This window comes from Salipiger sp. (genome assembly GCF_059781815.1).
Genome location: NZ_JBYNAH010000160.1, coordinates 1 through 11364 on the forward strand (window position 1 = coordinate 1; position 11364 = coordinate 11364).

Here is an 11364-nt window from a genome sequence, read left to right on the forward strand (position 1 = left end):
CCGCGCGACGATCTTTTCAGCAGTTCTGCCAGATCCGGCCGGTCGAGCAGCGCCTCCTGCACCTCGAGATCGCGGTGGTCGCTGCGGCTGTGCCCGGGCAGCAGTTGCGACAGGCGCTGGTGCAGCTCGTCGGGCAGGGCGGCATGGGTGCGGGTGTCGATCAACATCGATTCCGCGGCGATGCCCTCGGCATAGATGATCTGGTGATGATCGAAGAGCATCTGGTAGTAATCCACGAACCCGCCCTGCACCCGGCGGATGCTGTCGCCATTCACCAGGTGGCGCGCCTTGACCAGCAGTTCCGAGCGGCCGGCGCCGATCTGGTCGCGGCGCTGGTAGATGAAGAGCCGGTGATCCGGGCTCACCAGCAGGTCGCCGGAATTGTTCAGCACCCCCTCGCGGATCAGGATCGGGGCGAACTCGCCCACCGCCCGCACCGTGTGATGGCCGAGCCAGCGGATCTCCTGCGGGCCGTCGTCGCGGGTCAGCACCCGGTCGCCGACGCCGAGCTCCTCCACCGGACGCTGCGCGCCCGAGGCCATGGTGATCATCGTGCCGCGGGTGAAGGACACGCAGGCGGATTGCGCGAATTTCTGCAGCGCGCCCTCGCGGGTGATGCCCACCAGCGCGAGGTCCTGGCGCGGATCCAGCGTCGCAAGCGGCAGGAACAGAATTCCCGCCACGTCGCCGCTCTCGTCGGTCTCGACCAGCACCAGCCCCTCGGTGGTGTGCCCGTCGCCGGACATGAAGGTCAGCACGCAATCGAGATGCAGATCCGCCCCGGGCGTGCCGATCTCGCTGTCCGCGGCGATGCGGAACGGCGATTCGGAGGCCGGGTAGAGGCTCAGCCGATGCTCCGAGGCCACCGGCGACAGGCGGTAGATGTCATCCGGCACCAGCTCCTCGGCAAAGCTCAGCCCGTCGCCGAGATTCGCGCCATTGATGACGCGGATCTGCTCCGCGCGGTAGACGGTGACGCCATGCGCGACGCGCGCGCCTTCAGCCTCGGTCATGTCGGGTCTGGCCCCTGTCTGGTCTGTCTTCCGGTCTGTCACCGGCCCGCGGACACCATCTGGCGTCCTCTGCCGATCGGGGCATTGTATGCCAAAGCATTGTGGCATCAAATGGGTCCGTGGCCGGCGTTTTCCCGGCCCGCCCGGGGGCGACCCGGGCCACTGAAGGAGACTGACGACATGGATCTTGGAATTACCGGCAAGCGCGCGCTGATCTGCGCCTCCTCCAAAGGGCTCGGGCGCGGCTGCGCCGAGGCGCTTGCCGAAGCCGGCTGCACGCTGGTGATGAACGCCCGCAGCGCCGGCCCGCTCGACGAGGCCGCCGGCGAGATCAGCGAGACATACGGCGTCGAGGTCACCGCCATCGCCGCCGACATCACCGATCCCGAGGGCCGGGCCTCGGTGCTCGACGCCGCGGGCAATTGCGACATCCTGGTGACCAATGCCGGCGGCCCGCCGCCGGGCTACTGGACCGACTGGGACCGCGGCGATTTCATCGACGCGCTCGACGGCTCGATGCTCTCGCCCATCGCGCTGATGCAGGCGCTGGTGCCCGGCATGATGGAGCGCGGCTGGGGCCGGGTGGTCAACATCACCTCGCGCTCGGTCAAGGCGCCGTTGCTGCCCTTGGGCCTCTCCAACGCCGCGCGCTCGGGTCTCACCGGCTTCGTCGCCGGCACCTCGCGCCAGATCGCCAACAAGGGCGTCACCATCAACAACCTGCTTCCGGGTGTGCACGACACCGCCCGCATCGACCAGATGGACGACGTCATGGCCGAACAGAAGGGCATCACCCGCGACGAGGCCCGCAAGATCCGCGCCGCCGGCATCCCCGCCGGCCGCTACGGCGATCCGGCCGAGTTCGGCAAGATGTGCGCTTTCCTGTGCTCCGCCCATGCGGGCTACATCGTCGGCCAGAACATCGTGCTCGACGGGGGCGAAACCTTTGCCACCATCTGACACGCAGGCAGCTTCTTCTGGCCAAAAATATCCCGGGGGAGTCGCCCGGAACGGGCGACGGGGGCAGAGCCCCCTCGCTCCTTTGCCAAGCGCACCTCCGGCCGCTCTGGCAAGCGCACCTTCGGTGCGACGGGGGCAGCGCCCCCAACCCCGCGGCGCGCATGGCCCGCGGTCCTGACGGCAAGGGCGGCGGCGCGGGGTTTTCCCTCGCCGACCAGCTCTTCAATGCCGAGAGCGCCGGGGCGCTGGCTCAGGAGGCCTCCGTGCTGCCCGGCTTCGACGCCGGGCGCTTCCTCGACACCGTCCTGCCACGCTTCGACGGCCTCGGGGTCCACGCGCGCCTCGCCGTTCTGGCGGATGGGCTCGAGGCACAACTGCCGAGCGATTTCAACGCCATGGCCGAGGCTCTTGAGGCGACGCTTCCAGAGCCGCTCGACCCGTCGCGCAAGGATGACGATTTCGGGCGCTTCATCCACGCCGTGCATGGCGTGCTTGCGGCGCGTCACGGGATCGAACAGCCCGAGCGCGCGCTTGACCTGCTGCATGCCGCCACCCAGCGCTTCTCGATGGAATACGCCATCCGGCCCTTCCTCAACCGCTGGCCCGATCTCGTGCTGGCGAGAATGCAGGACTGGGCCCGCGATCCGCATTACCACGTGCGCCGGCTGGTCTCCGAGGGCACCCGGCCGAAGCTGCCCTGGGGCATCGGCATCAGCCTCGATCCGCTCGCACCGTTGCCGTTGCTCGATCTGCTGCACGCCGATGACACCCGCTTCGTCACCCGCTCGCTGGCCAACCATCTCAACGACCTGAGCAAGATCGACCCTGACGCGGTGCTCGACCGGCTGAGCGCCTGGCGCGATGCCGGGGCGCAAGCCCCGCGCGAGCGCGACTGGATCACCCGCCACGCCCTGCGCACCGCCGTCAAGCGCGGCGAGCCGGGCGCTCTGGCGCTGCTGGGCTACCGCGCTGACGTCGACGTCACCGCCCGGCTCGAGATCCCGTCATCGCTGCGCATCGGAGAGGTGCTGACCATCGCGGCCACGCTCGAGAGCCCAGAGACGGCGCCGGTGCTGGTCGATTACCGGCTGCGCTTTGCGCGGCCCGCGGGCAGCGCCGAGAAGGTCTTCAAGCTGAAGGCCGCCGAGGTCGCCCCGGGCAAGCCGCTGACGCTCGGTAAGCGCCACCGCATGAAGGGCGACGCCACCACCTTCCGGCTGCACCCGGGGCCGCATGCGGTCATTCTGCAGGTCAACGGGCGCGATGTGGCCGAGGCCGGGTTTACCTTGCTGGCCTGAACGTCACCGCGCCGGGATGCCTCGGCGCCTCAGGCGCTCACGCGGCACGAGCCGCGCCGACCCGCGATGAACGGCTGCGCGCCCGCCCGCGTCTCACTCCGCCGCCTTCAGCGTGTCCGTGTCGCGGGGGGCGTCGGGCGCGTGATAGGGACGGGTCGGGAAGGGCGGCACCTCCTCCCAGAGGATCGTCGGCGCCTTCACCCGCTTCGCCGCCCGCGCCAGTGCCCAGTCCTGCGCGGCGCGGCTGCCGCGGCCCAGCGACAGTGCCGCCAGCGCCCGGGCGATCCAGCCGAGATAGGTGTTGAACCAGACCCGGAGCGCCAGCATCGCCGGGGTGAAGACCAGGGTCAGCACCGTGGCGATCGACAGCCCGAAGACCACCGCCGTTGCAAGAGGCTTCCACCACAGCGAGGTCGGGCTATCGATGGCATAGCCGCCGCCGAAGAAATCGAGGCTGAGCCCGATCATCATCGGGAACAGCCCGGCGATGGTGGTGATGGTGGTCAGCAGCACCGGGCGGATGCGGTCCTCGGCGGTGCGGATGATCGCCTCGATCCGCGGCATGTAGCGCGAATATTCCTGGAAGGTGTCGATCAGCACGATGTTGTTGTTCACCACGATCCCGGCCAGCGCCACCACGCCGGTGCCGGTCATGATGATCGAGAAGGTCTGGTCCATCACGATCATCCCGAGGAACACCCCGGCGGTCGAGAGCACCACCGCCAGCAGCACCAGAACCGCGTTGTAGAAGCTGTTGAACTGCGCCAGCAGGATGATGAACATCAGCGCCAGCGCCGCCGAGAAGGCCTGTCCGAGGAAGGCCTGGCTGTCCGCCTCCTCCTCCTGGTCGCCGGTCCATTCCCAGCTGACCCCCTGCGGCAACGGGCCGGTCCCGAGCCACTCGGTCAGCGCCGCGATGCGCTCGTTGGCATTGACCGGGGCCACCTGCAGCGCGCCGCGTTCGGCCAGCGCCGCCGGGTCGGCATCGCCCTCGACCTGCGTCAGGTCATAGGCGGTGCCGCGCAGCGAGAGATCGCCGGACCCGGTGGCTGCCTCCTGGCCGTAGCCCACCGTCTCGCCGTCGCTGGTGAATTTCACCAGCCCCTCGCGCACCCCGGCCTTGATGTCGAAATGGCGCTTCTGATCGACGCGGTTGATCTCGGCAAGCTTGGCCACCGGCTTGCGGCTGATGAAGTTCGACAGCGGCACCAGCCCGTCCTGCGTTCTGACCTTGAGGCTGTCGAGGGTCGAGAGCACCCGGTCTTCCTCGGGCAGGCGCACGCGGATGTCGATCTCCTCGTCGGAGCTGTCGACCCGCATGGTGTCGAGCGTCAGCCCGCGGGTGACGAGCTGCACCATGGCGCCCACGGTGGCGACGTCGGCGCCGTAGCGGCCCGCCTTCTCGACATCGACGTCGATCTGCCAGTCGATGCCGGGCAGGGGGCGGGTGTCCTCGATCTGGCGCAGCCCGGCCATGGCGTCGAACCGTGCGCGGGCGGTCTCGGTGGCGGCGAGCAGGTCGTCCCAGTCGTCGGATTTCAGCCGCAGGTGCACCGGCTTGGCCGAGGCCGGCCCCATGGCGAGGTCGAGCACCTCGATCTGGATGCCGGGCAGGGCCTGCATCGCCTCGGTCAGCTCGGCCAGCACCAGATCGCCATCGAGCTCGGGCCGGTCGCGGCGGTTCTCCCACGGCACGATCTCGAGCTGGATCTGGCCGATGCTGTCCTTGGGCGGCTCGGAGCCGCCGGTGTTCGAGCTGAGCCCGCCATCGCCGGCAAAGGCAAAGGCGGTCTCGATGCCGGGATGCGCGAGGACGATGCGTTCTGCGCGTCGGACGAGCGCGTCCTTCTCGGCCAGCGAGAGGTTGCCCCGGGCGCGGACATAGACGATGGCCTGCTCGGGCTCGCTCTCGGTGAAGAACTCTGTGCCGTTGTTGTTCTCGCCGTAATAGCCGAAGACCGAGATCACGAAGAACACCACCGCGCCGATGGTCACCACCGGCATCACCGGGTTGGCGGTGACGAGCTGGATCAGCCAGCCAAAGGGCGTGCGGCGGTACTGCGCCTTGATGCGCTTGCGGCGGTGCTCGATGCGGGCGGCGTCGAGCGTGATCGAGGCCATCACCGCGAATGCGAGGAAGACCGCAACGCCCGGCAGGCGCGCGGCGTAGCCGGTGAACGGCGACAGAAACAGGAAATCCGGGTTCAGCACCATCATGGCGCCGATGAACATCCCCAGAAGCGCCACCGGTACCAGCGCCGCGCGGGCCCACCAGCTGGGCAGGCGGCGGCGCAGCCGTTCGCCCTTGCGGTGCAGCACGCGCGAGAACCGCCCCGAGACTCCGCCCATCACCGGCAGGTAGATCAGCGCCACCACCAGCGAGGCCGAGAGCACGAAGATCAGCGTCACCGGCAGCATGCCCATGAATTGCCCTGCCACGCCGGGCCAGAACAGCATCGGCAAGAAGGCGCAGAGCGTGGTGGCGGTTGAGCTCACCACCGGCCAGAACATGCGCTTCGCGGCCTCGACATAGGCGTGCATCGGCCCGGTGCCCTGCGCGATGCGCTTGTCGGCATATTCGACCACCACGATGGCGCCGTCGACCAGCATCCCCACCGCGAGGATGAGCCCGAACATGACGATGTTCGACACCGTGATGCCCATGCCGAGCAGCAGCAGGAAGCAGAGCAGGAAGCTCGTCGGGATGGCGAAGCCCACGAGCAGCGCCGCGCGGGTGCCGAGCGCGCCCAGCACCACGATCATCACCAGCGCGATGGCGGTGAGCACCGAGCCCTCGAGCTGCTTGACCATGCTGTCGACGATGCGGCTCTGGTCGTTGCTGGCCGAGACCGTGACGGCGGCGCGCAGCTCCGGCGGCCATCCGGCCTCGGCCTCGGCGACCACCGCGCGCACCTCGGCGGAGGTGTCGATCAGGTTGAAGCCCTTGCGCTTGACCACCTGCAGCGCCACCGTGCTGTCGCCGTTGAAGCGCGCGGTGCCCTCGCGGTCCTCGAAGGTCAGGCTGATGGTGGCGAGCTCGCCCAGCGTCACCACCCGGTCGCCATTGACCTTGACCGGCAGGTCGTAGATGTCGCGCGGCTCGTCGAAGCTCGAGGGGATCTTGACCGAGAAGGCGCCGGTCTCGGTCTCGACCTCGCCGGCGGCGACCAGCAGGTTGTTGTTCTGCACCACGTTGATCAGCTCGCTCGCGGTGACGTTGTAGCTCTCGAGCCGGAGCGGATCGATGATCACCTCGACCATCTCGTCGCGGTTGCCCGCGATGCCCGCCTCGAGCACCGAGTCGAGCGCCTCGACCTTGTCCTGCAAGTCTTTCACCACCTGCGCCATGGTGCGCTCGGGCACCGGGCCGGTGAGCGAGATGATCAGGATCGGGAATTCCGAGAAGTTGATCTCGTTGATCGAGTAGCTCTCGGCGCCGTCGGGAAAGCTGCCCTCGGCGGTGTTCATGGCGTCGCGCACATCGGCCATGGTCTCGGACTTGTTCCAGCCGAACTCGAACTCGAGCGCCACGCCGGCATAGCCCTCGGAAGCGACGCCCGAGAGTGTCTTGAGCCCGTCGAGATCGGCCAGCTCGGTCTCCATCGGCTTGACCAGCAGCTTCTCGGCATCCTCGGCCGAGATGCCGGGGAAGGGCACCGAGATGAACAGCGCCGGGATCTCGATATCCGGCTCGCCCTCCTTGGGCAGCGTGGCATAGGCATAGGCGCCGGCCACCAGCGACAGGAAGATGAAGGCCAGCACCATCCGGGCGCGTTCGGCGGCCCAGTCGACGAGGCCGGTCACTGCACGACCTCCTCGAAGCTCGGCCGGACGGGCACGCCGTCGGTCACGTATTCCTGCCCCACGGTGATCACGTCGACGTGCTCGGGCAGGCCCGAGACCCAGATGCCGGTGCGGCTGTCGCGCAGCACGCTGACGGGGAGGAACTGGGCGGTCCCGTCGCCGGCGACAGAGCGGATACCGAGCCGCCCGTCATCGTCGAGGGTGAGCGCCGATTGCGGCAGCAGATGCGCCATGGCGCCCTCGGCCTCGATGGCGATCTCGGCGGTCTGGCCGGCGCGGATCGCGAGATCGGGGTTGGGCAGGGTGATGTCGACGCGGAAGGTGCGGGTGGTCTCGTCGGCGCGGCGGGCGATGAAGGTGACCTCTCCCACCACCTGCTGCGCGCCCACCAGCCGGGCGCCGGCGCGGGCGCCGGTGGCGACGCGGGCGACATCGGCCTCGGGCACGTAGCCCACCAGCCGGATCGGATCGAGCTGCAGCACCGTGGCGCAGCGCGTGCCCACGGTCATCAGCGCGCCAAGCTCGGCGGTGTCATCCTCGAGCACCCCGGCGAAGGGGGCGGTGATGGAGAGGTTCTCGACCTCGGTGCGGGCGCGGGCGACGGCGGCGCGGGCGCTCTCGATCTGCGCCTCGAGGCTGTCGAGCCCGGAGGCGGCGGACTTTATTCCGGCCTCGGCGCTGCGCACCCCGGCCTCGGCGGCGCGCTGCCCGGCGCGGGCAGAGGCCAGCGTGGTGCGCGAGGAATAGCCGCTCTCGGAAAGTTTCTCGGCGGCGGTGAGGGTGATCTGCGCCTCTTCGAGCTGGGCCTGCGCCTGCGTCAGCGCGGCCTCGGCCTCGGGAATGCGTGCCTCGACCTGCGGTCGCTGCGCCTCGGCCTCGGCCAGCGCCGCCTCGGCCTCGGCCAGCGAGGCGCCGGAGGTGCCGGGATCGAGCGCGCAGAGCAGCTGGCCCGCGTCGACCGCGCTGCCGCGCGGCAGCGGCGCCGAGATCACCCGGCCAGTGGTTTCCGACAGCACCTCGACCTCGCGAAAGGCCTGGGTCTGGCCGCGCAGCAGCACCGCGTTGTCGATCTCCTGCGCGGTGGAGTGCAGCGCGATGACCGCGACAGTGCCGTCCCTGGCGGGGTCGGCCGGGGCCTCCTCCGCCGCTTGCGCGCCGTCTTCGGACGCATCCGCCGCCTGCTCCGAAGCCGCCGGCGCGATGTCGCGCGCAAAGCCCAGCAGGCGGTCGCGTTCCATCACCATGCCATAGAGCACGGCCATCACGACAACCGCCGTCAGGATCGAAATGATACGCATGGTTCGGGATTCCCACTCGGCTCGGGTCTACGGGTCAAGGGATATTGCGAAACGATGCGCTGACAATGCGACCATTTCGATAACGGCTCTTGAATAAACTCGGGTCTGAACTGACCCGTTCAGATTACCCGCCTTGCCGGCCCCGATCAAGCGGCGCGGCCCGATCCCTGCCGGGCCGGCGCGGGCCGGGCGGATCGACGGCCCGGAGATGCCTTGGCAGTGCCCGTCCGGGCCTGTAAGAGGGGGCCGACAAAGACTTGTGAGGCCGCCCTTGAGCAATCCCGACAGTTTCATCGACGAAGTCACCGAAGAGGTCCGCCGCGACCGGCTGTTCGCGGCCCTGAAGCGCTATGGCTGGGTTGCCGTGGTGCTGGTGCTGCTGCTGGTCGGTGGCGCCGCCTGGCGCGAATACGCCTCAGCGCAGGACCGCGCCGCGGCGCAGGCGCTGGGAGACGAGATCCTCGCCGCGCTCGATGCCGAGGATGCCGGCGCCCGCGTCGCCGCGCTGTCGGAAATCAGCGCCCCGACGCCCGGCGCCGAGGCGGTGATCGCCATGCTGACCGCCTCCGAGGCCGCCCGGGCCGAGGATATGGAGGCCGCCGCGCTGAGCCTCGAATCCGTCGCCGCCAATGGCGAGGTGCCCGAGATCTACCGCGAGATCGCCAGCTACAAGGCGATGAGCCAGGCGGGATCGGGCCTGTCCATCGATGAACGGCGCGCCGGGCTCGAGTCGCTCGCGGTGCCGGGCAAGCCGCTGCGCCTGCTGGCCGAAGAGCAGCTCGCACTGCTCGACATCGAGGCCGGCGACCGGCTCGCCGCCGAGGAGCGGCTGCGCCGCATCGTCGAGGATTCCGAGTCCACCGCGGGCTTGCGCCAGCGCGCCTCGCAGATGATCATCGCCCTTGGCGGCGCGCTGGATGCCAGCTAAACCGATGCAAACACATCAGGTCTGACCGCTCCGCCGGGCAGATCGAAACGTGACAGGCGAAAGACGGACGGGGGCAGTGGATTTGCGCAACACCACCATCACGGCGGGACTTCTCGGGCTGACGATGCTGTCGGCCTGTTCCGAGCCCGAGGTCATCCTTCCCGGCGAACGCTACGGCACCCGCGAGGTGCTGCAGGATGGCGATGCTGCCGAGACGCCCCCGGTCAACACCACGCGCGCCCTGTCGCTGGCCGCCTCCAGCGCCAATGCCGGCTGGGCGCAGAGCCCGGTCTCGCCCTTCGCCCGGGTCGACAACGCCGCGCTGAACCGGGCGCTGACCCCGGTGTTCTCGGTCGATATCGGCGAAGGCGACGGTCGCCGCCAGCGTCTCAACGTCGATCCGGTGGTCTCGGGCGGGCGGATCTACACCATGGATGCCGAGCACACCGTGAGCGCCGTGAGCAGCTCCGGTCAGATCCTCTGGCAAAAGAGCATGGTGCCCGCGCGCGAGCGCTCGGGCCAGGCGCAGGGCGGCGGGCTGGCGGTGGCCGATGGCCGGCTCTACGTCGCTTCGGGCTATGGCCGGCTTACCGCGCTCGACGCCGCCAGCGGCGCCGAGATCTGGGAGCAGCGCCTCGGCAACACCGCCACCGGCGCCCCCACCGTGGCCGGCGGGCTGGTCTACCTGACCTCCGGCGACAGCCGCGCCTGGGCCATCGAGACCGAGGCCGGCCGCATCCGCTGGCAGATCGACGCGCCCGAGAGCATCGCCAATGTCGCGGGCGCCCCGGCGCCGGCCCTGAGCGACAAGGCGGTGATCTTCGCCTTCGGCAGCGGCGCGGTGCAATCGGCCTTCCGCCAGGGCGGCATGCGTCTGTGGAGCGCCGACGTGGTCGGCAGCCGCAACGGCTCGGCGCTGGCCTCTGTCGGCGACATCACCGGCGGGCCGGTGATTGCGGGCGACACGGTCTTCGTCGGCAACCATTCGGGCCGCGTCGTGGCGTTCGGCCTCGGCAATGGCGAGCGTCTCTGGACCGCGCGCATGGGCGCCCGCGGGCCGGTCTGGCCGGCTGGCGATTCGGTGTTCCTCGTGTCGGACAAGAACCAGCTGGTGCGCCTCGATGCCACCACGGGTGAGCAGATCTGGGCAGTCGACCTGCCGGGCTACGAGCCCGTGCGCAAGCCGCAGCGCCGCCGCGACAGCGCCTTCGCCCATTACGGGCCGGTGATGGCGGGCGGGCGTCTGGTGGTGGCCTCCTCGGACGGGCTGCTGCGCAGCTTCGATCCGGCCTCCGGCGCGCTCATCGCCGCCACCGAGGTGCCGGGCGGCGCGACCACCGCACCGGCCATCGCCAACGGCACGCTCTACGTGGTGACCAAGGCCGGCCATCTCGCCGCCTATCGCTGATCTTTTCGGCCTTCGGGGCGGGCGATGCGCGGCAGCCCATCGCCCCTTTCGCCGTGCGCGCAAATGCGCTATCGGGGCGGCTTGTGATCTGGGAGTCAGGACATGACCTTCTCGCTGGCCATCGTGGGCCGCCCCAATGTGGGGAAATCGACGCTGTTCAACCGGCTTGTGGGCCGGCGCCTCGCCCTGGTCGACGACCAGCCCGGCGTGACCCGCGACCTGCGCGAGGGCGAGGCCAAGCTCGGTGACCTGCGCTTCACGGTGATCGACACGGCCGGGCTCGAGGATGCCACCGACGACAGCCTGCCGGGCCGGATGCGGCGCCTGACCGAGCGCGCCGTCGAGATGGCCGATGTCTGCCTGTTCATGATCGACGCCCGCGTGGGCGTGACGCCCACCGACGAGATCTTTGCCGACATCCTGCGCAAGCGTGCCAAGCACGTGATCCTCGGCGCCAACAAGTCCGAGGGCTCGGCGGCGGATGCCGGCGTGCTCGAGGCCTATGCGCTGGGTCTGGGCGAGCCGCTGCGGATCTCGGCCGAGCATGGCGAGGGCATGCCGGACCTCTACGGCGCCCTTCAGCCGCTGGCCGACGGCTTTGCCGAGCGCGCCGCCGAGGAAGCGCCGGAGACCGATGTCAGCGTGGACGAGGAGG

8 protein-coding genes are annotated in these 11364 nt (G+C 69.8%); 5 read left to right on the plus strand and 3 right to left on the minus strand.

Annotated elements, in window-relative coordinates; translation table 11 throughout:
- Positions 1-1013: Hint domain-containing protein (locus AC6RA4_RS17185; protein ID WP_500162441.1), on the minus strand; the 1013-nt coding region annotated here is incomplete at its 3' end.
- Positions 1014-1193: 180 nt separating this feature from the next.
- Here AC6RA4_RS17185 and AC6RA4_RS17190 point away from each other — a divergent pair.
- Positions 1194-1973, plus strand: a complete 780-nt coding sequence (locus AC6RA4_RS17190) for an SDR family oxidoreductase (protein ID WP_500162443.1) — start codon at positions 1194-1196, stop codon at positions 1971-1973.
- Between the two features lie 161 nt (positions 1974-2134).
- Complete coding sequence (locus tag AC6RA4_RS17195; RefSeq protein ID WP_500162445.1) at positions 2135-3271, plus strand: YhaZ family DNA alkylation repair protein; 1137 nt, start codon at positions 2135-2137, stop codon at positions 3269-3271.
- 93 nt (positions 3272-3364) lie between these two features.
- Here AC6RA4_RS17195 and AC6RA4_RS17200 read toward each other — a convergent pair whose 3' ends face one another.
- Both AC6RA4_RS17200 and AC6RA4_RS17205 read right to left on the minus strand, forming a co-directional pair.
- Positions 3365-7075: an efflux RND transporter permease subunit gene (locus tag AC6RA4_RS17200; protein ID WP_500162447.1), complete on the minus strand. Its 3711-nt coding sequence runs from the start codon at positions 7073-7075 to the stop codon at positions 3365-3367.
- On the minus strand, positions 7072-8373 hold the full coding sequence (locus tag AC6RA4_RS17205; RefSeq protein ID WP_500162449.1) for an efflux RND transporter periplasmic adaptor subunit: 1302 nt from the start codon (positions 8371-8373) through the stop codon (positions 7072-7074). Before AC6RA4_RS17205 ends, AC6RA4_RS17200 begins: the two co-directional genes overlap by 4 nt.
- Positions 8374-8644: 271 nt before the next feature.
- Between AC6RA4_RS17205 and AC6RA4_RS17210 the strand changes: the two genes are divergently transcribed.
- The 3 genes from AC6RA4_RS17210 to AC6RA4_RS17220 form a co-directional block, all read left to right on the plus strand.
- Positions 8645-9301, plus strand: coding sequence for a tetratricopeptide repeat protein (locus AC6RA4_RS17210; RefSeq protein WP_500162451.1), 657 nt, complete (start codon positions 8645-8647; stop codon positions 9299-9301).
- 82 nt (positions 9302-9383) lie between these two features.
- Positions 9384-10709, plus strand: a complete 1326-nt coding sequence (locus AC6RA4_RS17215) for a PQQ-like beta-propeller repeat protein (RefSeq protein WP_500162456.1) — start codon at positions 9384-9386, stop codon at positions 10707-10709.
- A gap of 102 nt (positions 10710-10811) precedes the next feature.
- The coding region (locus AC6RA4_RS17220) for a GTPase (RefSeq protein WP_500162453.1) at positions 10812-11364 on the plus strand (553 nt) is incomplete at its 3' end.

Excerpts from the sequence above, each read along its gene's own strand:
- AC6RA4_RS17190 (WP_500162443.1), top strand. The coding sequence starts at position 1,194 with ATGGATCTTGGAATTACCGGCAAGCGCGCGCTGATCTGCGCCTCCTCC.
- AC6RA4_RS17205 (WP_500162449.1), bottom strand. The coding sequence starts at position 8,373 with ATGCGTATCATTTCGATCCTGACGGCGGTTGTCGTGATGGCCGTGCTC.
- AC6RA4_RS17195 (WP_500162445.1), top strand. The coding sequence starts at position 2,135 with ATGGCCCGCGGTCCTGACGGCAAGGGCGGCGGCGCGGGGTTTTCCCTC.